Annotated in this window: 25 protein-coding genes, 4 tRNA genes, 1 rRNA gene and 1 riboswitch; of the genes, 28 read left to right on the plus strand and 2 right to left on the minus strand. The window is 50.1% G+C overall.

Features of this window, described 5'->3' with window-relative positions:
* Positions 1 to 69: 69 nt before the first annotated feature.
* The 26 genes from rrf (at position 70) to FZ040_RS10605 (ending at position 20,687) form a co-directional block, all read left to right on the plus strand.
* Positions 70 to 186 (plus strand): 5S ribosomal RNA (gene rrf / locus FZ040_RS10485).
* A gap of 6 nt (positions 187 to 192) precedes the next feature.
* Positions 193 to 268: transfer RNA gene (locus tag FZ040_RS10490), tRNA-His, on the plus strand.
* An 11-nt stretch (positions 269 to 279) separates the two neighbouring features.
* Positions 280 to 355 (plus strand) — tRNA-Trp (locus FZ040_RS10495).
* A gap of 7 nt (positions 356 to 362) precedes the next feature.
* Positions 363 to 453, plus strand: a tRNA-Ser gene (locus tag FZ040_RS10500).
* Between the two features lie 123 nt (positions 454 to 576).
* Positions 577 to 680: riboswitch (purine riboswitch) on the plus strand.
* A gap of 85 nt (positions 681 to 765) precedes the next feature.
* Positions 766 to 2,100, plus strand: coding sequence for an NCS2 family permease (locus FZ040_RS10505; protein ID WP_149171941.1), 1,335 nt, complete (start codon positions 766 to 768; stop codon positions 2,098 to 2,100).
* Positions 2,101 to 2,246: 146 nt separating this feature from the next.
* Entirely contained in the window at positions 2,247 to 4,217 is a 1,971-nt protein-coding gene (locus FZ040_RS10510; protein ID WP_149171942.1) for a methyl-accepting chemotaxis protein, read from the plus strand.
* Between the two features lie 243 nt (positions 4,218 to 4,460).
* Entirely contained in the window at positions 4,461 to 4,772 is a 312-nt protein-coding gene (gene rplU / locus FZ040_RS10515) for a 50S ribosomal protein L21 (RefSeq protein ID WP_033170341.1), read from the plus strand.
* 3 nt (positions 4,773 to 4,775) lie between these two features.
* On the plus strand, positions 4,776 to 5,087 hold the full coding sequence (locus FZ040_RS10520) for a ribosomal-processing cysteine protease Prp (RefSeq protein ID WP_149171943.1): 312 nt from the start codon (positions 4,776 to 4,778) through the stop codon (positions 5,085 to 5,087).
* A gap of 14 nt (positions 5,088 to 5,101) precedes the next feature.
* On the plus strand, positions 5,102 to 5,398 hold the full coding sequence (gene rpmA, locus FZ040_RS10525; protein ID WP_149171999.1) for a 50S ribosomal protein L27: 297 nt from the start codon (positions 5,102 to 5,104) through the stop codon (positions 5,396 to 5,398).
* 182 nt (positions 5,399 to 5,580) lie between these two features.
* A complete protein-coding gene (obgE, locus tag FZ040_RS10530; RefSeq protein WP_149171944.1) occupies positions 5,581 to 6,861 on the plus strand; it encodes a GTPase ObgE in 1,281 nt (426 codons plus the stop codon).
* 23 nt (positions 6,862 to 6,884) lie between these two features.
* Entirely contained in the window at positions 6,885 to 7,187 is a 303-nt protein-coding gene (gene yhbY, locus FZ040_RS10535; RefSeq protein WP_074515807.1) for a ribosome assembly RNA-binding protein YhbY, read from the plus strand.
* A 15-nt stretch (positions 7,188 to 7,202) separates the two neighbouring features.
* Positions 7,203 to 8,330, plus strand: a complete 1,128-nt coding sequence (gene proB, locus FZ040_RS10540; protein ID WP_149171945.1) for a glutamate 5-kinase — start codon at positions 7,203 to 7,205, stop codon at positions 8,328 to 8,330.
* A 21-nt stretch (positions 8,331 to 8,351) separates the two neighbouring features.
* Complete coding sequence (locus FZ040_RS10545) at positions 8,352 to 9,608, plus strand: glutamate-5-semialdehyde dehydrogenase (protein WP_149171946.1); 1,257 nt, start codon at positions 8,352 to 8,354, stop codon at positions 9,606 to 9,608.
* Positions 9,605 to 9,763 (plus strand): hypothetical protein, encoded by a 159-nt coding sequence (locus FZ040_RS14005; protein ID WP_187620306.1) that lies wholly within the window; start codon positions 9,605 to 9,607, stop codon positions 9,761 to 9,763. The genes FZ040_RS10545 and FZ040_RS14005 overlap by 4 nt, the downstream gene beginning before the upstream one ends.
* A 4-nt stretch (positions 9,764 to 9,767) precedes the next feature.
* On the plus strand, positions 9,768 to 10,391 hold the full coding sequence (nadD, locus tag FZ040_RS10550; RefSeq protein WP_149171947.1) for a nicotinate-nucleotide adenylyltransferase: 624 nt from the start codon (positions 9,768 to 9,770) through the stop codon (positions 10,389 to 10,391).
* Positions 10,388 to 10,972, plus strand: coding sequence for a bis(5'-nucleosyl)-tetraphosphatase (symmetrical) YqeK (yqeK, locus tag FZ040_RS10555; protein ID WP_255448846.1), 585 nt, complete (start codon positions 10,388 to 10,390; stop codon positions 10,970 to 10,972). Before nadD ends, yqeK begins: the two co-directional genes overlap by 4 nt.
* Positions 10,973 to 11,003: 31 nt before the next feature.
* Positions 11,004 to 12,038, plus strand: coding sequence for an LCP family protein (locus tag FZ040_RS10560; protein ID WP_149171948.1), 1,035 nt, complete (start codon positions 11,004 to 11,006; stop codon positions 12,036 to 12,038).
* 29 nt (positions 12,039 to 12,067) lie between these two features.
* Positions 12,068 to 12,397, plus strand: a complete 330-nt coding sequence (gene rsfS, locus FZ040_RS10565) for a ribosome silencing factor (RefSeq protein WP_143558764.1) — start codon at positions 12,068 to 12,070, stop codon at positions 12,395 to 12,397.
* 11 nt (positions 12,398 to 12,408) lie between these two features.
* Positions 12,409 to 13,284 (plus strand): CvfB family protein, encoded by an 876-nt coding sequence (locus FZ040_RS10570; RefSeq protein ID WP_149171949.1) that lies wholly within the window; start codon positions 12,409 to 12,411, stop codon positions 13,282 to 13,284.
* 114 nt (positions 13,285 to 13,398) lie between these two features.
* Positions 13,399 to 14,349: a chemotaxis protein gene (locus FZ040_RS10575; RefSeq protein WP_149171950.1), complete on the plus strand. Its 951-nt coding sequence runs from the start codon at positions 13,399 to 13,401 to the stop codon at positions 14,347 to 14,349.
* 109 nt (positions 14,350 to 14,458) lie between these two features.
* The gene (locus tag FZ040_RS10580; protein WP_149171951.1) at positions 14,459 to 15,499 is read left to right on the plus strand and encodes an ABC transporter substrate-binding protein; all 1,041 of its coding nucleotides are present in this window, start codon (positions 14,459 to 14,461) and stop codon (positions 15,497 to 15,499) included.
* Positions 15,500 to 15,585: 86 nt separating this feature from the next.
* Positions 15,586 to 16,917 (plus strand): 30S ribosomal protein S12 methylthiotransferase RimO, encoded by a 1,332-nt coding sequence (gene rimO / locus FZ040_RS10585; protein ID WP_149171952.1) that lies wholly within the window; start codon positions 15,586 to 15,588, stop codon positions 16,915 to 16,917.
* Between the two features lie 14 nt (positions 16,918 to 16,931).
* Positions 16,932 to 17,414, plus strand: coding sequence for a CinA family protein (locus FZ040_RS10590; RefSeq protein ID WP_255448847.1), 483 nt, complete (start codon positions 16,932 to 16,934; stop codon positions 17,412 to 17,414).
* Positions 17,411 to 18,991, plus strand: coding sequence for a DEAD/DEAH box helicase (locus tag FZ040_RS10595; protein WP_149171954.1), 1,581 nt, complete (start codon positions 17,411 to 17,413; stop codon positions 18,989 to 18,991). Before FZ040_RS10590 ends, FZ040_RS10595 begins: the two co-directional genes overlap by 4 nt.
* A 28-nt stretch (positions 18,992 to 19,019) precedes the next feature.
* The gene (locus FZ040_RS10600; RefSeq protein WP_149171955.1) at positions 19,020 to 19,658 is read left to right on the plus strand and encodes a hypothetical protein; all 639 of its coding nucleotides are present in this window, start codon (positions 19,020 to 19,022) and stop codon (positions 19,656 to 19,658) included.
* Between the two features lie 135 nt (positions 19,659 to 19,793).
* A complete protein-coding gene (locus FZ040_RS10605) occupies positions 19,794 to 20,687 on the plus strand; it encodes a hypothetical protein (RefSeq protein ID WP_149171956.1) in 894 nt (297 codons plus the stop codon).
* Between the two features lie 97 nt (positions 20,688 to 20,784).
* Here FZ040_RS10605 and FZ040_RS10610 read toward each other — a convergent pair.
* A tRNA-Gln gene (locus FZ040_RS10610) sits at positions 20,785 to 20,860 on the minus strand.
* Positions 20,861 to 20,944: 84 nt separating this feature from the next.
* Complete coding sequence (locus tag FZ040_RS10615; RefSeq protein ID WP_255448849.1) at positions 20,945 to 22,624, minus strand: DUF4127 family protein; 1,680 nt, start codon at positions 22,622 to 22,624, stop codon at positions 20,945 to 20,947.
* A 163-nt stretch (positions 22,625 to 22,787) separates the two neighbouring features.
* On the opposite strand from FZ040_RS10615, the gene rsmD reads away from it, so the two are divergent.
* Positions 22,788 to 23,363: a 16S rRNA (guanine(966)-N(2))-methyltransferase RsmD gene (rsmD, locus tag FZ040_RS10620; protein WP_149171957.1), complete on the plus strand. Its 576-nt coding sequence runs from the start codon at positions 22,788 to 22,790 to the stop codon at positions 23,361 to 23,363.
* A complete protein-coding gene (gene coaD / locus FZ040_RS10625) occupies positions 23,360 to 23,848 on the plus strand; it encodes a pantetheine-phosphate adenylyltransferase (protein WP_149171958.1) in 489 nt (162 codons plus the stop codon). Before rsmD ends, coaD begins: the two co-directional genes overlap by 4 nt.
* Position 23,849 lies beyond the last annotated feature (1 nt).

The raw sequence follows: 23,849 nt of genomic DNA on the forward strand, positions 1-23,849 counted from the left end.
AAGAGCTAAAATGTTTGACATAATATCTTCTGTATAGTTTTGAGTGGACATAGTTCATTCAACTGAATATCCGGTAACGATAGCTATGTGGTTCCACCTGTTCCCATACCGAACACAGTAGTTAAGCACATAAACGCCGAAAGTACTTGTCTGGAGACGGACTGGGAGGATAGGTAGTTGCCGGTTTTAATGGCGGCTTTGGTGAAGCGGTTAACACACTGGATTGTGGCTCCAGCATGCATGGGTTCGATCCCCATAAGTCGCCCCATTTTAACTATTAGGGGTATAGCTCAATTGGTAGAGCAACGGTCTCCAAAACCGTAGGTTGTGAGTTCGATTCTTACTGCCCCTGCCATATATATGGAGTGGTACTCAAGAGGCTGAAGAGGACGGTTTGCTAAATCGTTAGGCTGGGTAACCGGTGCGGAGGTTCGAATCCTCTCCACTCCGCCACTTGCGAATTAAAGCTCTGATTTTTCAGGGCTTTTTTTTATGCAAAAATGGATATATATTATAGTAATTATTAGAAAATTGCCGGTTATTTTTCAAATTGACATAGGTCTTTTTCTTTGTTATTCTTTTAACTGTCATATTACTTGTATAAGCCCGCTGATACGGTGCGGGCGTTTCTACCAGGCAGCCGTAAACTGTCACAGTCTACAAGGGAAATTGCGCATGATTATTTATGGGATTATTAATCATTGGAGTCTTTTCTTTTTGGGCTGAGCATTTATGGAAGCCCAGAAAGAGGAGGCTTTTATTTTTATGCAAGCACAAACGGGTCAGCCGACCTTCCTGGAGCGTTTCTTTAAAATCCGGGAGAAGCAGTCAACAGTTAGGACAGAAATCCTTGCTGGTTTTACGACATTTATTGCCCTGTCGTATATCATGTTTGTCAATCCGAATATTTTAGCTGATGCAGGTATTCCAAAAGATGCTGCGATTGCCTCGACAATTTGGATTGCTGCGCTCTCGACGATGGTAATGGGTGTTTTTGCCAATTACCCGGTAGCCTTAGCTCCGGGCATGGGACTTAATGCCTTCTTTGCTTATTACGTTTGCGGTGTTTTGCATTTGCACTGGACGGTAGCATTGGGAGCGGTTTTCTTCTCGGGTGTTTTATTTTTGCTGCTGACAATCAGTCACATCCGTCAGGCTATCATCAATGCGGTGCCGCAGAACCTCCGCGTTGCCATTGGCGTTGGTATTGGTCTGTTCATTGCCTTCATTGGTTTGAAGGGCACAGGGCTTATTGTAAGTGACCCGGCGACTTTTATCACGCTTGGCCATGTAACGAATCCGACTACGGCCCTGTCGATGTTTGGTCTTGTTGTCACGGGTGCACTTATGGCCCGTAATGTTCAAGGTTCGATTCTGATTGGTATCGTACTGACGACGCTGCTTTCCATGGCTATGGGATATTCGCCGGTTCCGCATTCGTTTGCTGATGTCATCAGCCCGTCCCTGCCGCATATGGGTGAGACGTTTGGCCAGCTCGATATCGCCGGCGCCTGGAACTACGGAATCGTTTCAATTATCTTTACGTTCACGGTCGTAGAGCTTTTCGATAATATGGGAACGCTGATTGGTCTTACATCAAAAGCCAAGATGGTAAAGCCAAATGGTGAGATTGAAAACATCGACCGCGCCTTGACTACGGATGCAGTTGGTACGATTTGCAGTTCGATTTTTGGTACTTCGACGGTTACTTCCTATATTGAAAGTGCAGCTGGTATCGCCGCTGGCGGCAAGACTGGTCTTACGGCGGTTACGGTTGCCGTTCTTTTCTTGATTTCGCTGTTGTTTGCACCGCTTATTGGCTTGGTTCCAGGCTTTGCAACTGCTCCGCCGCTAATTCTGGTCGGTGCTTTGATGATGAGCGAAGTTGGCAAGATTAATTTCCAGGATTTCACGGATGCGCTGCCGGCATTTTTGACCATCATCATGATGCCGTTGACGTCTTCTATTGCCAATGGCTTTGCTTTTGGTTTTATCAGCTTTTCCTTCATCAAGACTTTAGGCGGTAAATGGCGTGAGGTCAGCCTGATTATGTGGCTGGTCAGCATCGCATTCCTCATCAATTTGTTTATGCGGGCATGATAGTTAAAACTCCGTTGGGACTTTTCGTCCTGACGGAGTTTTTTTATTCTTCCTTTGAGTCGCTAGGATTTTAAATAAATATGGCGAATAAGATAATTAGCAAAATATATTCTTGTACAAAGGATGTTTAAAGGGGGAAAGTGTATATGGGGTTGAAGAAAAAATTTATGTTGTTGTCGGGAATAATGGGATTCCTGATGGCAGTAGTTGCTATTGTGGGCTATTGGATGGCCAGCAGGGAGCTGCAACAGAGTGTAGACAGTGAGCTTAGAGCTACCGTTTCCCGTGAAGCTATGGAGCTTGATGGCTGGCTGAAGGAAAAAAAGGCTTTTGGTGTGGCTACGACAAACTATATGACCAGCCTGAACGGCAATTATGACATTATGCACCGCAAGGAGACACTCGGTACGACGATTACCGATAAGGAAATCCTTGAGATGACAGGTGGTACGGAAGACGGCTGGTGGGTTGGCTACTATACGGGAGATAAGACTGGCAAGCGTGACCCGCGTCAGCGTCCGTGGTATAAAGAAGCAAAAGCTCAGGATAAAGCCTTGTTCACGGAAGCGTATGTAGCTGCCAGCACGGGAAAACTGGTTGTCTCCGTAGCGGCTCCGGTTAAGGCAGATGGTAAATTCATCGGTGCAACTTGCGTAGATATTACGCTCGATGCGATTACGGATCAGGTTAATAAGATGAAGTATCATGGCGAAGGCGCTGGCATCGTCATGGAGAAGAGTGGCAATATCCTCGCAACTTCGGGGGCAGGAGAACCTATGAAGAGCTTTAAGGATATTGATGGCCTTGGCAATCATTTTGATGAAATGGTCAAGAACGGCGAAGGGTATTTCGAGACGACGATTAATGGCGAAGAAAAAGTGTTTGCCTATCAGACGGTACCTTCTACTGGCTGGATAATGGGAATTTCTGTACCGACCTCGTTTGTGTTTGCGCCATTGCGTCATTTGAAAATCATCTTTGCAATACTTACGGTGATTGGACTCCTGCTGGCACTGGGAATTTGCCGTTCTTTTGCCGGCCGTATCGTAACGCCGGTTTCCCGGCTGGAATCTCATGCAACGCAGCTGGCTGATGGCAATTTGTCAATGAAAAAACTGCCTGTGGAGTCATCTGACGAGATTGGCGCTTTGACATCTGCCTTCAATACAATGAGTGAGAATTTGCGCAAACTCATCACGAAGATGGCAGCAACCAGTGAGCAGGTAGCGGCTTCTTCGGAGGAGCTGACGGCAAATGCACAGCAATCAGCGGAAGCTTCGGTGCATGTAGCTGAAACGGTAGCCGATGTTTCAAACAGCATGGAACAGCAGCTAAGTGATATCGATGGCGCCAAAAAAGATGTCGATAAAGTTTATGCTGACGTATCGGTTATGGCTGAGAAGGCACAGACGGTTACGGAGACCTCCAATCGCACGGCCGAGGCTGCACAAAAAGGTTCGCAGCTGATGGAAAATGCGGTAAACCGCATGGGCAATATCGAGCGCAGCGTTATCGCATCGGCCGAAGTGGTCCAAAAGCTCGGCGAAAACAGCAATCAGATTGGCCAGATTGTAGAAGCGATTTCGTCGATTGCCGAACAGACGAATCTCCTGTCGCTCAATGCAGCTATTGAGGCTGCCCGTGCTGGCGAGCATGGAAGGGGATTTGCCGTTGTAGCGGAGGAAGTGCGCAAACTCGCAGCTGAATCGCAGGAGTCGGCTGAACAGATTAAGGCGCGGATTGCTTCGATTCAGAAGGATACCTTTGAGGCCGTCAACGCTATGCAGTCTGGCACAGACGAAGTGAAAATTGGTACGGATGCAATCCGTGAGGTTGGCGAGCAATTTGAGGGAATTCTTTCCATGGTCAATGGAATCAAGTCGCAAATGGGAGAAATCAATGCTTCGGTAGAAAAGGTTTCCACGGGAGCCAATAACATTGTGGCGGCCGTGGATTCGATTGATACAATCAGCCGCAAGACTTCGGACCATACGCAGGTGATTTCGGCAGCTGCCGAAGAACAATCGGCTTCTAATGAAGAGATTGCGGCAGCATCGCAGGCCCTGGCAAATATGGCTACGGATATGCAGTCGGCTATTGGAAAGTTTAAACTATAAGCAGGATTACACAAACAGGCAATCGTTTGATTTGCCTGTTTGTTTTTTCGTGGAAACATGTGCAGGTAACCGCGAGTTTTTGCTTGACATCACCTAGGGGCTATGATAAACTTTTCTACTGTAGATGCATTGTGCGTCTATTGGGCTTTATGCCCATCCCCAACCGCACAGCGGGGTTCCTAAAATCAGCTGGCGAGTTCAGCTGTACCGCAGCTGGCGAGTAATCTATAGGGAGGTGTTTTTATGTACGCTATTATCAAAACTGGTGGCAAGCAGTACAAGGTTTCCGAGGGTGATGTAATCACGGTTGAGAAGCTGGCTGCTAACGAAGGTGAAGCTGTTGTTTTTGACGAAGTCCTGACGGTTGTCGAGGGCGCTGATGTCAAAGTCGGCAAACCGGTTGTTGAAGGTGCCAAAGTAACGGGTAAAGTCGAGGCTCAGGGCAAAGATAAGAAGATTCTTGTTTTCAAATACAAGGCTAAATCCAACTATCGTAAACGTCAGGGGCATCGTCAGCCGTTCACGAAGGTTGTTATCGAGAAAATCGAAGCTTAATGCATGATTGAAATTCGTGTTTTTTCAAAATCAGATGGGAAGATAACTGGTTTTTCTGTATCCGGCCATAGCGGCACGGCAGAGCATGGCCAGGATATTGTCTGTGCGGGAGTTTCCTCGCTTACGCAGACGGCACTTTTGGGCATAATGGAGTACCTGCATCGCGAAGTCGATTATGATGTTGCGAGTGGAAAGCTCTTGGTAGAGCTCAAGTGCGATCCCGATGATCTCACGGAAGCAATTTTGCAGTCGATGCTTCTAGGACTGATAGAGATTCAGAAGCTCAGTCCGGAGGCTGTTCGTATCCTGAAATAACGGAGGTGAATATGATGTTCGTTTTTGATTTACAGTTATTCGCTCACAAAAAGGGTGTTAGCTCCACGCGTAATGGCCGCGACAGCGAGTCCAAACGTCTGGGCGTCAAGGAGCATGCCGGCACGGTCGTAACGGCTGGCAGCATCCTCGTCCGTCAGCGTGGTACGCATTTCCACCCGGGCCACAATGTTGGTATCGGTAAGGACGATACGCTGTTCGCAAAGGTTGCCGGCAAGGTAGCTTTTGAGCGCAAAGGCCGCTACAACCGTCAGGTTAGCGTCTACACGGCTGAAGAACAGGCTGCTATGTAAGCCAAGATATATAGGTACCTGCGCATTCTTTTGGTCTGCGCAGGTATTGTTATATTGAACATATAGTAACGGCGTTAAGTTGCGTTGTGGTGCATAAAGGTAAGAGCCGGTATTGAACACAATGCCGGCTTTTACTTTTATTCATCACAAGGCAGGAAAGTGTAAGGAAAAGGAGGCAAATCATGCAATTTATTGATCGCACGAAGGTCATTTGCAAAGCTGGTGATGGCGGACATGGAAAATCTGCATTTCGCCGCGAGAAATTCGTGCCGAATGGAGGTCCGTCTGGCGGCGATGGCGGCCGCGGCGGAGATGTGATTTTTGTTGTCGACCCGAATATGAATACGCTGCTGGATTTCCGGTTTCATCGTAAATTCAACGGCAAGAACGGTGAAAATGGCGATATCAAGAATCAGTATGGAGCCAATGCGCCAGCATGTTATGTAAAGGTTCCCGCAGGAACTATCGTAAAAGATGAGGAAACGGGAGAAGTTTTGGCGGATCTCACCGAAATCGGCCAGGAAGCTGTTATCTGCAAAGGCGGCCGCGGGGGACGCGGCAATGCGAAGTTTGCCAATTCCGCGAACCGCGCTCCGACGTTTGCCGAGTTTGGTGAACCGGGTGAAGCACGCAATCTGATTTTGGAGTTGAAACTTTTGGCCGATGTTGGCTTGGTCGGGTATCCGAGCGTCGGTAAGTCGAGCTTGGTGGCCAGCTGTTCCGCTGCCAGACCGGAAATTGCGGAGTATCACTTTACGACGATTACGCCGGTTTTGGGCGTTGTAAAGACCGACTATGAGAAGAGCTTTGTCATGGCGGATATTCCGGGTCTTATCGAAGGGGCCGCTGACGGCGTTGGCCTCGGTCATGATTTCCTGCGCCATGTAGAACGCACGAAACTGATCCTGCACATTGTCGATGCATCGGGGCTTGAAGGCCGCGATCCGGTAGAGGATTATTATAAAATCAATGCTGAGCTGAAAAAATACAGTGAGAAGATTGCACGCCGTACGCAGATTCTGGTGGCCAATAAGATGGATATTCCTGAAGCTGCCGAAAATATTCCGCGGCTTAAGAAACTGGCCGAAGAAGAAGGCTTGAAATTCTTTGAGATTTCTGCCGCAACCCGTCAGGGCGTTGCCGAACTCATCAGCTATGTTGGTGAATGGCTGGACAATTATGTGGAAGAGCCAGAGACGGAAGATGACGTAAAAGTCTATGATGAAAATGCGGAAGACCCGGAGAAAGTGACGATTTCGCGAGACATCAGCGGCGATTTCGTCGTATCGGGCAAATCGCTGGAGAAGCTCGTGGCGATGACGAACTTCCTCAATGATGAGGCAGTTCGCCGTTTCCAGTATATCTGGCGCATTAAAGGTATTGACAGTAAGTTGAAGGCCAAGGGAATCAAAGAAGGCGATACGGTTCATATCGGTGCTATGGAATTTGAGTTCCGCGAGTAAGAGAAAATACAGGAGGATATATTTTGCTTAGAAATTCATTGACCGGCAAGCAGAAGAGTTTTCTGCGTTCGATGGGTCATAAACTGGAGCCGGTAGTCATGATGGGCAAGGAAGGCGTTACGCCATCGGTTGTTCAGGCTGCCCGCGAGGCCATTAAAAAGCGCGAGTTAATCAAGGTCCGCGTTTTGCAGAATTGCCTGGAAGAACCGGAAGATGCCATCACGATGCTGGCTGAGCGCGCAGATGTCAATCTCATCCAGATTATTGGACGTAATGGACTGCTTTACAAGAAAAACTTTGAGAATCCGAAAATCGAACTGCCGTAAAACGGGGGCGAGCCTATGAACGCAAGAGAGCGGCTGCGCGAAGCAAAGCGCATCGTTGTCAAGGTGGGAACCAGTACGCTGGCACATGAGACTGGCAAGCTGGATCTCTACCGCATTGACCATTTGATCCGCGAGTTAGCGGATCTACGCAACCAAGGTAAGGAAATGGTGTTGGTTTCTTCGGGAGCCATTGCCGCTGGCCTGGGGAAACTGGGACTTTCCAAAAAGCCGGATTCGATTCCGGAAAAACAGGCTATTGCTGCAATTGGTCAGGGTGTGCTCATGCATATCTACGAGAAATTGTTTGCCGAATACGGGCAGACGATGGGGCAGGTCCTTTTGACCAAGGAGAATTCTGTCCGCCATCATCAATATATTCATTCGCGCAATTCGCTTTTAGCGCTGCTCTCAATGGGAGCAATTCCGGTAATCAATGAGAATGATGCCGTGGCCGTTGATGAGATAAAGATTGGCGACAATGACAATCTTTCTGCAATGGTGGCTACGCTTATTGATGCCGATGCGTTGATTATCCTTTCGGATATTGAGGGACTTTATACGGCGAATCCGTCGACGAATCCCGATGCAAAGCTCATTTATGAGATTCCGGAAATCACGCCGGAAGTGGAGCAGATTGCTGGTGGTGCCGGTTCAAGACTGGGAACTGGCGGCATGATGACCAAAATTCAGGCCGCCCAGATTGCCATGAGTGCCGGCGTTACGATGGTTATTGCTTCCGGGTCAAGAGAAGGCGCTATTCGCGGTATTTTGGCTGGCGAGCAAATTGGGACGGTATTTCCGGCGCGGGAATCGCATCTGCGGGTACGCAAAAGCTGGCTGGCCTTTGGCAAGCGGCTGGCAGGCGAAATCGTGGTGGACGATGGCTGCGCAGAGGCTATGTGCGAAAACGGCTCGAGTCTATTGGCTGCCGGTGTCCTGGAATGTGAAGGCGATTTTTGCGAAGGCAATACCGTACGCGTGCTTAATACAAAGCGGCAGGAGATTGCCCGTGGCATCGTGAATTATAAAGCAGATATTCTGCGAAAGTTGTTGGGGCATAAAACGGAAGAATTTGCCACCTTGGTAGATGGCGATATTCCTGAAGAAGTCATTCATCGAGACAATATGGTTTTGATGGTCTGATTACCAGAGGAGGAATTTTGGATGGATATCGAAGCAGTGATGAGAACAAAGGCAGAAGAAGCCCGCAAAGCCAGTCGTAAATTGGGCGTATTGTCGACTAGCGTGAAAAACAAGGCGCTCATGGCCATGGCGGATGTGTTGGAAAAGCGCAGCGCCATGATCCTGGCTGCCAACGAGCAGGATCTGGAAGATGCGCGTCAAAAAGGGTTAAAACGCTCCTATCTTGACCGGCTGATGCTCAATGAGACGAGGATTCGTCAAATGGCAGAAGGACTTCGCCAGACGGCTGCTCTGCCCGATCCTGTTTGCCAGGGCAACTATTCGACCATCCGTCCCAATGGTTTGGAGATTCGCCGCGTGCGCGTTCCTCTGGGCGTCATCGGCATTATCTACGAGGCGCGGCCAAATGTGACTGCTGATGCAGCCGGCCTTTGCCTGAAATCAGGCAATGCCGTTATCCTGCGCGGTGGTTCTGAGGCAATCCGTTCCAATACGGCAATCAGCTCCCTGCTGGCCCAAGCTGCGTATGAAAATGGAATCCCCGAAGGCGCACTGCAATTCGTTGAGATTACCGACCGGGCTGCGGTAGACGTCATGACGCATTTATCCGGTCTGCTCGATGTAATCATTCCGCGCGGTGGTGCCGGACTCATTAACCATATTGTGAAAAACAGCTCGGTACCTGTTATTCAGACGGGAACTGGTGTCTGCCACACTTTTGTGGATGATTCTGCGGATCAGGATATGGCCATCCGCATTGCCGTTAATGCCAAAACGTCACATCCATCGGTATGCAATGCGATGGAGACACTGCTTGTCCATGAGGCGGTGGCGGATGAATTCCTGCCGAAGCTCGTGGAAGCAATGCAGGCGAAGAAAGTCGAGCTGCGTGGCTGCGCGAGCTGCCAGGCAATTTCGGAGGCTTTCCTGCCAGCGGCTGAGGAAGACTGGTCTACGGAATATGGCGATTTGATTTTGTCTGTCAAAGTCGTAAGGGATATTGATGAGGCAATCGCCCATATCAATCAGTATAATACGGGCCATTCGGAATCGATTGTGACGCGTAATCTTACCAATGCGCACCGGTTCCAGCGGGAAGTGGATGCTTCGGCGGTATATGTCAATGCTTCGACGCGGTTTACGGATGGTTTTGAATTTGGGTTCGGGGCTGAAATCGGCATCAGTACCCAGAAACTTCATGCCAGAGGGCCGATGGGGCTGGAAGAACTTACCAGCATGAAGTATCTCATCTATGGAGAGGGGCAGATTCGCGAATGAACAGCCTCTACGGCTATATTCGTACGGTAAAACAGTATCTGGCTACGCCGAAAGGGAGTCATGATGCCAAAGATTATGGAAGGGCTGTCCTTCTGATTGTAATGACCATTGGGGTTGTGCTGGCAATCCTCATGGGGATGAAAGGGAGGCTTTGATGCCATGGACGATGCGTTGCAGCCGGTTCGTCGGATCGGCATTATGGGAGGAACGTTCGATCCTATCCATATAGCACATCTGGCAATTGCCGAACAGGTCCGGGAAGCTTTTGCGCTTGACCTGGTCCTGTTTATCCCCGCGGCGAATCCGCCGCATAAACAGGGGCGCAAAGTGGTTCCGGCCTATCATCGTTTGATGATGACCCAGCTGGCAGTCTGTTCGAATCCTGGGTTCCATGTATCGAAACAGGAATTGGAGCGGAAAGGGCCGTCTTATTCCCTGCTGACCGTACGGGAACTGCAGGAACGGTATGGCGCCAATGCGGAATTGTATTTCATCACTGGCTCGGATACCATCAATGAACTGCACACCTGGTATCATATCGACGAACTGCTGGCAAGTTGTCATTTCGTCGGGACAACGAGACCGGGGGCTCCTGTAGATAAGGAAGATTTGCGGAAGCGCTTTGGCCAGCTTGCAGAAGAAAAGATTCATTTTTTGGCTGTGCCGGAACTTGAGATTTCTTCGACCGATATCCGTGAGCGGGTCCGTGACGGCAAAAGCATTAAGTACTTGGTGCCGGCGGCAGTGGAAGCATATATAATAAAAGAAGGTTTATATCGATGAGTTTTGGCATGAGTTATGAAGCCATGAAGGAAGAGCTGGCAAAGCGTCTCAAGCCGGGGCGGTTTGCCCATTCGGTGGGTGTGTCAGAGACTGCTGTATTTCTGGCGGAGCGGTTTGGTGTGGATAAACAGCAGGCCCGGGTGGCTGGCCTTTTGCATGATTGTGCCCGGGAATTTGCCAATGAAGATATGATTGACGAGGCGCAAAAGCGCAATATCGTCATTGGCCCTGTCGAACAGGCGATGCCGCTGCTGCTGCATGCTTATATCGGGGCAAAACGCGTCCGGGAAATCTATCAGGTTGAGGATGCAGAAGTGGAACAGGCAATCTGGCGCCATACAGTTGGCGGCTCAAAGATGACGGATTTGGATAAAATCATTTGGTTCGCAGACATGATTGAGCCAGGCCGTGATTATCCGGGCGTGGAGAAACTGCGGCAGTTAGCCGCGGAAGCGCCATTAGATGATATGATGCTGGCAGGATTCAGCCAGTCGATTCAGTTTGTAGTGGCCAAGGGCCATCTGATTCATCCGGATACGGTGCTGGCACGAAACGAGCTGCTGCTGAAAAAAATCCGGTAAGGACTGGAGAATAAGCAAAGAAGGAAAGCCTATGGGAAAGGAACAGTATACGAGTACGCGGGAAAACATCCTGCGCAAACGAAAAATACAGGCCAGACGACGGCGTAAGGCTTTGCTGCGTTTGTTTTTCCTGTTGGTGTTTCTTGGCGCCATTATGGCAGGAATATTGTACGTCGGTTATACGGTGGTTTCCTGGGGCGGCAGGATTTATCAGGAATACCAGGATATGTATGCCGGATATACGGAACGCCAGCAGGAACGGCGTGGCGAGATAGACCCCAGGTTTGACGGGTATACGAATATACTGGTCATGGGGCTGGATGATGGTGCCGATGAAACCGGGGGGCAGGAAAAACGAGCCGATACGATTCTGTTGATAAGCCTTGAGAACGATACGGGCAAAGTTCGTTTTATCAATATTCCCCGGGATACTTGGATAGAACTGCCAGAACGTGGCGGCCAGATGAAACTTAAAAGTGTTTATGCCCTGGGCGGACCGTCGATGATGGTGCGCCAGGTGAGCAGTTTACTGGGGGTGTCGGTTCATCAGTATATAGCACTTGATATGGCCACGTTTGCCAAGCTGGTGGATGTACTTGGGGGAATAGACCTTTATGTGGAAGGCAATATGGAATATGAAGACCCCGAGGCGGGGCTTTCGATTCATATCCGGCAAGGCTACCAGCATTTGGATGGTGAACATGCAGGGCAGTATCTGCGTTACCGCAGTGAAGAACTGGGTGATGTAGGCCGGGTACAGCGGCAGCAAAAATTTGTCAAGGCGATGTACCAAAAGCTATTGCAGTTTGAGACCATACCGAAGCTGCCAGCCGTGGCGGAGATTTTCAAACAACAGATGGAGACCAGTGCCGAGATTTTTGATTCGGCGCATCTGGCTAACGTGCTGCGGAGCATGAGCAGTGACCCCCCTGTCAGCATCATGCTGCCAGGCGCGGTGGCGGAAGGTGATGATACCATTTGGGTTCCGGACGAAGCGGCGATACAAAAACGCATGCAGGAGCTATTTCCTGCTGAGACATTAGAGCAGGCGAAGGATAATGACTAAGAGGAGGAATTATTTTGACGATTAAGGAAATGACGAAAGTCATCTGTGAAGCAGCCAGCGACAAAAAGGCACGTGATATTGTAGTAATGGATATGCAGGGATTGACGTCGTCGACTGATTATTTTGTGATTTGTTCGGCCAATACGGCAACGCAGGTCCGGGCAATTGCCGACAACGTAGAGGAAGAAATGGATAAAGCGGGAATTTCCTTCGACCATAAGGAAGGCTATCGCGAAGGCGAGTGGGTTCTCATGGATTATGGCGATGTCGTCGTTCATGTCTTTATGCAGGAAGCCCGTGAATACTACGCCTTGGAGCACCTTTGGGGTGATGCCGAGCTGACTCCTTATGAAGACTGATTGAGGATGCTATGGAAGAGAGAAAAAAACGGAAATACGGGCCGAGCACGGTGGTCACGTTAAAAGTTGCCCGTTTGGGAGAAATGGGAGCATTTCTCGATGCAGAAACGGGCAACACATCGGATGATATTTTGCTTCACAAGACGCAGCAGACAGCACCGGTTAAAGTCGGAGACGAGGTTACGGTGTTCCTGTATCTTGACCCCAAACGCCGTTTGACTGCCAGCATGAGGGTCCCGCGGATGAAAGAGGGACAGATTGCCAGACTGAAGGTAATCAACACCAGCCGCGATGGTGCTTTCCTGGATGTTGGGGCTGAGCGCGGTATCTTTATGCCGTATGCCGGCATGCGCGGCCGTCCGCAGATTGGCGAAGTCGTATGGGCGAAGCTCTATACGGATAAGTCGGGCCGATTGGCTGTGACGATGGAAGTCGAAGATGAAATGCGCCGCGCTTCGCAGCCGGCTGTTGGTGTCCGCGTGGGCGATAAGGTCACGGGGGCGATCTATAACTACACGGACAGCGGCGCCTTTATGTTCAGCAATGAGCGCTATATCGTCTTCATTGACAATAAGGAAATAAAGACCCGTCCGCGTGTCGGTGAAATCGTTACTGCCCGGGTAACTTATGTGCGGCAGGATGGGCGTTTGAATGCGTCCCTGCGCGAAGTAAAGGAAAAAGCGCTGATTACCGATTCGGAACGCATATTGGAACTGTTGGCGAGCCGCAATGGCAAAATGCCGTATAGTGATGAGACATCACCGGAAGTCATCCGGGATAAGTTCCAGATTTCCAAAGCAGCGTTTAAGCGGGCCTTGGGACATCTCATGCGTGAGGGCCGTATTGTAGAACAAGATGGATGGACGTACTTGAAAGAAAATGATTGATTCGTTGGACTTTTTTCATACGAATAGAAGGATTTTAACTTTCTAGCGCGAATTATGACATCAAGAGATGAAATTATAATGGGATATTACGAATCCGAGTATGGGGGCGATTTAATGGCAGCAGAGACGAGTGGAGATAAAAAAGGAATTCTTCTTGAGACGGGTACCAATGAATTTGAAATTGTAGAATTCAGCATTGGTCAAGTCAATTATGGTATCAATGTTGCAAAGGTCAGAGAAGTTATCACGAGTGCACCGGTGACGACGATGCCGCAGGCACATCCGTATGTTGATGGTTTATTTACGCTGCGTGGCAAAGCTATTCCTTTGGTCAATTTACCGCGCTGCCTCAATGTGCAGTCGAATGCAGAGCCGAAGAATATCATTGTAACGGAAATCAACAATTACAACATTGGCTTCCTGGTTGAGAACGTATCGCGTATTCACCGCATTTCCTGGAAGGATATGGAGCCAGCTCCGGAAGTTGGCGACCAGTCCCGCGTGGTTGGCCTGGTCAAGATGAAAGACCGTATTGTTCTTCTGTTGGATTTTGAGACCATTATTGCGGAAATCAATCCGGAAATCAATGCCAAGCTCACGACGTATGAAGAGGCTACGGAAGACGTTAAAACGAAGCGCTCCAACGTACATGTTGTGGTGGCGGAAGATTCGCCGATGCTTCGCGACCTGCTGGTTACGACGCTTCATGAGTCCGGTTATCGGTTTATTCGCGATTTCGGTAATGGTCAGGATGCGTGGAACTACTTGCAGGAGCTTTCGCAGCGTGAAGGCAATATCGAAGATCATGTCGGCGTTATCGTATCGGATGTTGAGATGCCGAAAATGGATGGCCATCGTCTGTTGAAACTGGTTCGTGAAGATGAGCGCTTAGGCAAGGTTCCTTTGGTACTGTTCTCATCGCTGATTAGCGATGAGATGCGTCTTAAAGGCGATCAGCTTGGCGCGTCGGGCCAGATTGCCAAACCGGAAATCAATCAGCTTATCGGTTTGCTCGATAACCTGATTTTCGGCACGCCGATCAAAAATGAACATTCGAATGGATGATTTTTGCTAATTCAAGAGAGAATAGGGACTGCCGCTGTATTGCGGTGGTCCTTTTCTTATGATAGAATGATACTAATTAGTTTTGTCTTTTGGGATGAGGTTTTCTTTCATGAGAAGATATACATCACTCCTGTTGACGTCATTTTTGCTGCTTTTGATTGTGGTGACTGGTTCTGCCTATTTGGCAGGTGCCGGCCATGATACGGAACGGCGTCCTATGCAGGAGTTTACCGTTTATACAACACTGCCGGCTGAGCATGTATCAATCCTTACCGCTGCGTATGAGAAACAGCATGGGGTAAGGGTTAATTTTGTGCCGCTATCGTCCGACAAAATCCTAAGCCGCCTTAAGGAACAGGCGGAGGGGGATACTGGCCCCTGTGCGATGGTATTGGCAGACCGTGAAACCCTTATGAAGGCCGCTGCAGCTGGTGAGCTTAAACCGTATTTGTCCCAGGCGGGCGACCAGGTAGCTTCGGATTTCCGCGAGGAGAATGGTTACTGGGTGGGGGTCTGGTATGACCCAATCGTCTTTTGTGTCAACAGGGATTATCTGAAAACGCAGCAGCAAATCCCGGACACTTGGGCAGAGTTAGCCCGAAAGAAACAGGTTCGCATTGGTGTGACGGATTTTTTGGCCGCCGATGCTTCGGCGAATCTGCTCATCAGCATGATTGCCCAATTTGGCGATGCGGCTGCTTATGATATCTGGCGGCAGATTCACCCCAAGGTGGTACAGTATGCGCGCTATTTGTCCAATCCGGTCCGTCAGGCCGGAATGGGCGAAGTCGACATTTCGATTGCGGTCGAGAGTGAGACTATCCGTTATATGCAGGACGGCTATCCGTTACAGGTAGTATACCCTGCGGATGGAACCGCGGCTATGGTGACTGGTACCGCCATGGCGGTCAAGGCGGGTGAGAAAGATGCCGCAGCGGCCAAGGAGTTTTCGGATTGGCTGCTTACGGATGAGGCTCAACTGGCTTTGCAGGAGCAGGGCTTCTATTTTGTGCCAACGAATCCGGGAACGCTTGCGTACAAGTCGTTTGCGGGCAAAAATATGATTCTCTTTAACCAGCCGGGACTGTTCAGTACCGAACAAAAACATGATTTTCTTGACCGCTGGGTGAAGGAGATTCGCTTCAAATGATTGGCTAAAACAGAGGATGCGGCCTGTAGATACGGGCAGTATCCTCTGTGTCTTGTTTTGGGAAATAGAAATTAGGAGGCAAAAAAGTGAAAGCAGGTTTTATTAGTCTTGGCTGTTCCAAGAATTTGGTAGATACGGAGGTCATGCTCGGAGAACTCAAGGCACATGGCATTGAGCTGACGTCCGACCCAGCCGAGGCAGATATTCTCATCGTCAATACGTGTGCGTTTATCCAGTCGGCAAAAGAGGAATCCATCACGACGGTTCTCAACATGGCCGATTACAAGGAGACCGGGCGGTGCCGCAGTTTGATTGTTGCCGGCTGTCTGGGTCAGCGGTATAAGCAGGAACTCCTCGATGAGTTGCCAGAGGCTGATGCCATCCTCGGGACTGGTGCCTGGAGCCGTATTATGGAAGCAGTCGAGGAAACGCTTAAGGGACACCGCGTAGTCATTGCTGATAACGATGATACACTCTACGATGAAAAGACGCCGCGTATTACGACAACGCCAGACTATACGGCCTATGTCAAGATTGCAGAAGGCTGTGACAATCATTGTGCATTTTGTGCGATTCCGCAGATTCGCGGCCATTACCGCAGCCGCCGCATCGAAGATATCTGTAAGGAGATTGAGCATCTCACCGAAAAAGGTGTGCGGGAAGTCGTTTTGATTGCCCAGGACAGCACAATGTACGGCAAGGATATTTATGGCAAACCGTCGTTGGCAGAACTCTTGCGGAATGTGGTCAAGGTGCCGAAACTCAAATGGGTTCGCACGCTGTACCTCTATCCGAAATTCTTTACGGATGAGCTCATCGATGTATATGCCTCGGAGCCGAAAATCTGCAAGTATGTTGATTTGCCGCTCCAGCATGCGGACAATGACCTCTTGCGCTCCATGCATCGTCCGGATACGCGTGAGGAGATGGTCGCCTTGCTCGAGAAACTCCGCAAGAGAATTCCAGGCGTTACCATCCGCTCGACGTTTATCGTTGGTTTCCCTGGCGAAACGGATGAGCAGTTCCAGACCCTGCGCAATTTCCTGGAAGAGCAGCGTTTGGACAAAGTGGGCGTCTTTACCTATTCCCGCGAGGAAGACACGCCCGCCTATGACATGCCGAATCAGGTGCCCGAAGAAGTCATGCAGGAGCGCTATCATGACCTCATGAGTCTGCAGAGCAAGATTTCGGAGGAGGTAAACCAATCTTTCGAGGGCAAAGAACTCGAGGTCTTGGTGGAAGGCCGTGACGAGGAACAGCCGAATATCTGTGTTGGCCGTTCTTACCGCGAAGCGCCGGAAGTCGATGGACAGGTATATGTGGAAAATGATACGGACAGCAAGCCAGGTGATATCATCAAGGTGAAAGTCCTGCAGGGCTTCACCTATGATGTGGTAGGCGAAAAACTGCCGGAGTAATGGGAGGCATAACCATGGAAACGATGGAGGAGACGGCAGGCAGGCTGCTCATGGACAGTCAGCAAACAATCGCCTGTGCAGAGTCGTGTACCGGCGGGCTGCTTACGAGTAGGCTGACCGATGTTCCGGGAAGTTCGGCTTACGTTATGGGCTCAGTGGTATCGTACACCAATCCGATAAAAGAGCGGCTGGTCGGGGTCAATCCGGCGACGATTGCCGCCTATACCGAAGTGTCGGCTGAGACTGCTGGCGAAATGGCCGAAGGCATCCGCCGCGTAATCGGCACGGACCTTGGCGTTGGCATAACCGGTATTGCCGGACCGGGGGGAGGCACGAGCGAGCGGCCTGTGGGACTGGTTTATATTGCTGTTGCCGGCAGCAGGGGAACCAGAGTCTGCGAAAATCATTTTCATGGGGAACGTAAGGAAATCAAGCAGCAAAGTGCAGAGAAGGCTCTGCAAATGATCGTAACGTATTTATCAGGAGGATTTTTTTGAAACAGGAATTAAAACAATTTGGTGAGATAAACCTTAGCCGCAAAATCCTGCAGGCGGTAGAGGCCATGGGCTTTGAGGAGCCATCGCCGATTCAGGCACAGACGATTCCCTTGGCTTTGGAAGGTCATGATGTCATCGGTCAGGCACAGACAGGAACTGGCAAAACAGCGGCGTTTGGCATTCCAACTGTCGAAAAGGTGATGGAAAAAAATCATCGCATTCAGGCGCTGGTTTTGACACCAACCCGTGAACTGGCGATTCAGACGGCCGAGGAATTGAACAAAATCGGCAAATTCAAGCGCGTCCGCACGCTTCCTATTTATGGTGGACAGTCCATCGACCGCCAGATTCGCGCGCTGAAACGGGGCGTTCATATTATCGTGGGAACGCCGGGCCGCCTGCTGGACCATCTGCACCGTGAAACGATCCGTTTAGGCGATGTCCAGACGCTGGTGCTGGATGAGGCAGACGAAATGCTGGATATGGGCTTTATCGAGGATATCGAAACGATTATCCGCAATCTGCCGGAAGAGCGCCAGACGCTGCTGTTCTCGGCTACGATGCCAGGTCCGATTGAAAAGCTTTCGCGCCGCTATATGAAAAATCCGCAGCAGGTGACGATTACGCGCGAAAATTTGACCGTGCCATTGATTGACCAGGTGTATTATGAGACCCGCCAGAAATTTGATGGACTTTGCCGCGTCCTCGATGTTGAAGAGACCGGCAAGCTCATCATATTCTGCCGCACGAAGCGCGCGGTGGATGATTTGGCAGCTTCGCTCGATGCTCGTGGCTATTCAGCGGGCGGTCTTCATGGGGACCTGTCGCAGATTCAGCGTGACCGCGTGATGAAGAAGTTCCGCGAAGGGCGTATCGACGTGCTGATTGCTACGGATGTAGCCGCCCGCGGCATTGACATCGATGATATCACCCATGTCATCAACTATGATATTCCGCAGGACCATGAGTCTTATGTTCATCGCATCGGGCGTACGGGCCGTGCTGGCCGCACCGGTGTGGCTATGACTTTTATTGAACCGAAGGAGTATCGGCAGCTCCGCTTGATTATGAAGCTGGCCCATACGAAGATTCAGCGCCGGGAACTTCCTTCCGCTTCGGATATTCTGGAACGGCAGAAGGATTTGGTTCAGGAGCGGCTGATTAAGACACTGCAGCAGAATCATTACGATGATTATCATACCATCATTTCAGATGTAGCAGATGAAGGCTTCGATATGGTGGATATTGCTGCAGCGGCCTTGAAACTTTCGCTGGAGGGATTCAAGGAGGAAAGTCCGAAAGATAAAGACGGCTTTGGGGATACGGGCGGAGCTCCTGGCATGGTGCGCTTGTTCTTGAACATTGGACGCAGCCAGAAGATTCGTCCGTCGGATATCGTGCGGGCTATTGCCGGCGAGGCGGATATCCCGGGAGATACCATTGGCGTCATCAATATCTACGACCGTTTTACTTTCGTAGAGGTACCAGAAAATGTAGCAGAGCGGGTCATGAATGTCATGCACCGTAATACGGTTAAGGGCTACAAAATAAATGTTGAACCAGCGCGCAAGCGTTGAGATTCGTAGGGGAAAGAAGGCATGATTCATGAATTGGAAAAAAGGCATGATGATGATTGGCTGTCTGGCTGTTTCGCTGCTGATCGCGGGCGGAGTGCAGACCGCAGAGGCGAAGAAAGATAAAGCAGCCGCTGTGTCGCAAACAGCAACAGCCGAAGGCTATCTTTATACGAGCAAGAACTATGGCTATACGATAGTATGCCCGAAAAAGCCCAATGTCATTCCTGCCAGCCTGCTGATGGAAGGCCGGAAAGGTGAGGTATTGATTTTTGATAACGATGGCTACAATATCAAAAATGCCTGGATCGTGCTGGCGGATGCTTTCGACAAGAAGAAAACGCCGGATTTCAATAAAATGAATGAAGCTGAAGCAAAAAAATATCTGGAAGGCATCATGCAGAGCAATCCCTATGAGGGTGTTATGGTAGTAAATCTTACCAAGAACAACAAAGCCATCTATGCGCTGACTGCGAAGGAAGTAGAACTGGATACGGATGGGGATGGCAAGCCGGACGTAACGGCAAAAGCTGATACGCAGATGGCGGTGCTGTTCTTCCGCGGCAACAAAGGCGGCTGCTATTCCCTGCAGCTCATTGATAATCCCGTGCTTCGCGACAGTGAAATTGTCAAATTCCAGAACGGTGCTATGAGCTTCAATGAAAAATAAACGATAGACAAAAAGAGACTGCGAAATCACGCAGTCTCTTTTTGTCAGCTAAGAAGGATTTTTTCCGTGTTTGCCGAATTAAATAAAAGATAAAATGAATTTACGCATCATTACGATATATTGGGGGCTAACCGGATGAATTATACAAAACGGACGAAGGCGGCACTGATGGTGGCGGTCATGGCAATGATATCGTCGACCTGTTACGCAGGCGTGGATATGAGCGATGTAGATGCGCAGCAGCAGGGAAATCAGGCTGATTTTCGTTGGGAAGCGGTACAACAAGAAGCAAAAAAGATGACGGTGGAAACACCGCAGGCAGAAGTGGCAGCGGAGAAGGCCGTTCCTATCATTATTACGGCGGCAGATGTCGATGCAGGCAAGAAAAAGCGCATTCATCCGCAAAACCCGGGAGCAGGTACAGCCGGCTGGCAGGCAGGCATTAATACCCCAGGCGGGAATATTACCAGCGGCAATGGGAATGCCGGCAGCAATGGCTTTGACAGTCCGGGCGGAGCAGGTACTTCCGCAGGAAATTCTGCCGGAGCGGGCCTGGCGGGAAGTGATGCTGGCGTAAATGGCAGCTTGAAGCCAGATGGTTCAGGAAGCGGCGCTGAAGCAGCGTGGGGAAGCGGCACCTATTCAGCGGGAACAAGTGGACAGCAAGCTATTGATGATTCGGATACGGATTTGCGCATCTATCCGCTGCGCGGGGATGGCACAATCGGGAGCATTGGCAAAGTATCTGAAGGAAACGTAGTAGCACTGCCAGAACCGGAGCCAGTTGCGGCTGCGCAGCATGCGAAAAAACAGACGGGGAATGTGTCCGCAGCTGGTAAGACCGTGCCGCTGCCGCCAGTCCAACCCGTTCAGCCTGCTCAGCTGGTTCACGGCGAGGTCCAGGCGCTTCCTCCGGTGGAGGCCGTAGGAAAGGCTGTGGAATTGCCGCCAATTGAAAAAGTTGCCGAGGCGCATGGGCAAGGCACGGAAAAGATTGTAGAGCTGCCACCTATCCATTCTGTGAAATAAAAATGTGGCGAGGATTTTCGAAATGATTATCCTTGCCACTTTTTGTTTGTTTTGGGTACAAAAAAACCGCTATCAGCCGATAGCGGTAAAATTTCTATGGCAGGGGTAGCTGGACTCGAACCAACGCATGCGGGATTCAGAGACCCGTGCCTTACCAACTTGGCGATACCCCTGTATATCCGGCAACAAGTGCCGTCAACATTTATAAATTATATCGGATGATGATGCGATTGTCAACACCTAAAAAGAAATTATTCTTACTGGGGAATGGCGAAGGATGGAGCAGCCTGGAGCCAGATTTCAAAAGTTCTTGGCCAGGGATAGCTGAGCTCTACGGTTAAGTCCTGCATCATCAGCGAGAAATCGCCGGCAGGTGTGGAGAATTTTACCGGTGTGCGGGCGGATTTTGTCTGCTTGTAGCTGGCAACGTGCTGCTGCATGGTGGTTTGTACCATGCGATTGGCCCAGCGGTAATTATGCTCGAGGTCAAGGTCGGCTGTATTGTGGTAGCCGGCTTTTTTTAGATTTTGATTGACCAGTTCGATATCATCTTTGAGATAAAAATAATCTTCGAGAATACGGCTCTGGAGAAACGTGAGGTTGGCGGCAGTAAGGCCAATCATTTCCTGACGGTCATCGGTCTGCTGCCGGGAAGCTTCGTAGAGGCTGGCTTGGGCAAGGGCAGTTCCAATGGCATTGCTGGTCGTGTTCCAGCCTGCGTAAGCGATGAGACTATTCAAGGGATAGTCCGCTTCGATAAGCAGGGGAAGAACGGTTTCATTGGCTTCAAAATGTTTGCTGAGATCAACCAGGGCCGTGGGAATACCTTCCTGCTGATTCGCCAGAAGCTGGTGTACGGCCGTTTGCCGTGCTGTGACATCGCCGGTATCCTTGTCACAGGCCGATAGATAGAGCGTAAAGTCGGCATCTTCCGCACTGGTAGTCTCTTCACCGCCCAGCAGGGCAATTTTTTCCTTGACGGTTTCATCAATGGAAACCGCCATATAGGGCATGATGCGCGCTGACATGTCAGGCGCGGCATACTGGATGAAAACGCGTGGCTTGAATCCGGCACGGCGGTTTTGAATAAGCGACAGCAGCGAGAGGGCGATTTCGTCAGCGCCATGGGTTAAAAAAACTTTGTCCGCTGGAAGGTTTTGCTCCTGAATATAGCGTTGCAGCTGCTTCTTTTCGATGTTGGGAATCGTGTAGGGTTCTCCATCGTCCTGTCCAAGTACGAGCTGCGTGAGCACACCGTCTTTGGTGAGCTGGATGAGTTCTTCGTTCAGCAGGCGGTTTTCTTCAAAATGAGCTAAATAGCGGGCAAGGCTTTCAGCGGGAATGGATTCTTCCAGCTTTTGCAGTTCTTCGGTGGAAACGGGAAGCCCCTCAGCCTGGCGTCCCTTCAAGCGCGAATAAGCCAATAGATTACGCCGCTCCCAATACCCATCGATGGTGTCCTGGGGCGTTTGGCGCGGGAGGATACTAAAGGCGTAAATGGGAACGTCAGGATGTTCGTTGTGGAGCTGGCGCAGAAAAGCAATCAGCTGCTGCCGTTCTTCCGGTGTCTTTTCTTTTTCCCGGGCGGTAAGCAGTCCACCGTAGAGCAGCTGGTCGATAGACAGGATGACAGCCTGGCTGTTTCCGATGTTCGCGGAAAGCCACTGCTTCATCCCTTCGGTGTCACCTGGCTGGGAATAATAGTCCTGTAATTCATGCGGGGGCGGGGCAACCAAAAGACCGGCGATGCGGCCGGCATCGATTACGAACTGACGGCAGGGTGGTCTGCCGTCAAGCGGAACCAGCAGGATTTTTGCCGTTTCCTGACGGGCGGGGTCGGCTGTGATGGCCACTGGTGCCGGGCGGCACAGATGCCAGGCGGCCAGCAGCAGGATGAGCAGCCCCAGCAGTGTCAGATATTTATAGCTTTGTTTCACAATATACTCCTGTATAAAATAGTAGTAGAATCTTTGAATATTATACCATACGGATAGTTCACTATTCGGAGAAAATATGTTAAAATGTATTTGTTTGCTGTAAGTTTGTCTTTGTCAAGGATGAACATTACAGAAACCATAAGGACAGGATGGAGTGGAACCTATGAGAATCATCACGGGATCAGCCCGGGGCTGCCGGCTGAAAACGCCAAAAGGCTGGAATACGAGGCCTACTGCTGACCGGGTAAAGGAATCGCTTTTTAATATCCTGGGACAAAAAGTCATAGACCGCAAGGTACTGGATATCTTTGCGGGAACTGGTAATTTGGGCTTGGAGGCTTTATCGCGTGGTGCCAAGGCATGTGTGATGGTCGACAAGGCTACGGCGGATATCATGCAGGAGAATGTCCGGCTGACGCGTATGCAGGATAGAGCAGTGGTGCGAGGCGGCGATGTATTCGCTGAACTGGGCCGCTTGTCTGCAAGCCGGGAATCGTTCAATTTGATTTTTTGCGACCCGCCGTATCACGTTGGGCTTTGGGAAAAGGCGCTTTTGATAATTGACCAGTCAACAGGTCTTATGGCCCGCAACGGAATTTTAGTTATCGAGCATGGTGCCGATGAAAATGAGATTCCCAAGCTTAACTCATTGGTTCAGGTCATGAACCGCCGCTATGGGCATACAACGCAGCTGAGTTTCTATCAGTGGCGCGAGTATGTTGAGGAGGTGGAGTCATGAGACGGGCTGTGTGCTCGGGAAGCTTTGACCCCGTGACAAATGGTCATATAGACGTATTTGAGCGGGCAAGTACGATGTTCGATGAGCTGATAATCTGTGTGTTTCACAACGTACAGAAAAAGGGATTTTTTCCGATTGACCAGCGGGTGGAACTGCTTCGGCAATCGGTCAGCCATTTGACAAACGTCAAGGTCATGTCATTTGAGGGACTCATTACGGATTTTATGAAGAAACATGATGCCCGGATTATTGTGCGTGGCATTCGTTCGGTCAAAGATCTCGAATATGAGGAAAATGAGGCGTATATGATTCGCCATATTGAGCCTTCGATTGATACGATTTTTCTTTTGACGCGTCCCGATTACTCCTTTGTGAGTTCTTCGGGGGTCCGGGAGTTGTTCCGGTTTCATGGGGATATCCATGGACTGGTGCCGGAATGCGTTGAGCAGGCGATGATGAATTTAGATGATAGAGAAAGGAAGTAAG

The sequence above is a fragment of the Pseudoselenomonas ruminis genome, from assembly GCF_008271295.1.
Lineage (GTDB): Bacteria > Bacillota > Negativicutes > Selenomonadales > Selenomonadaceae > Selenomonas_A > Selenomonas_A ruminis.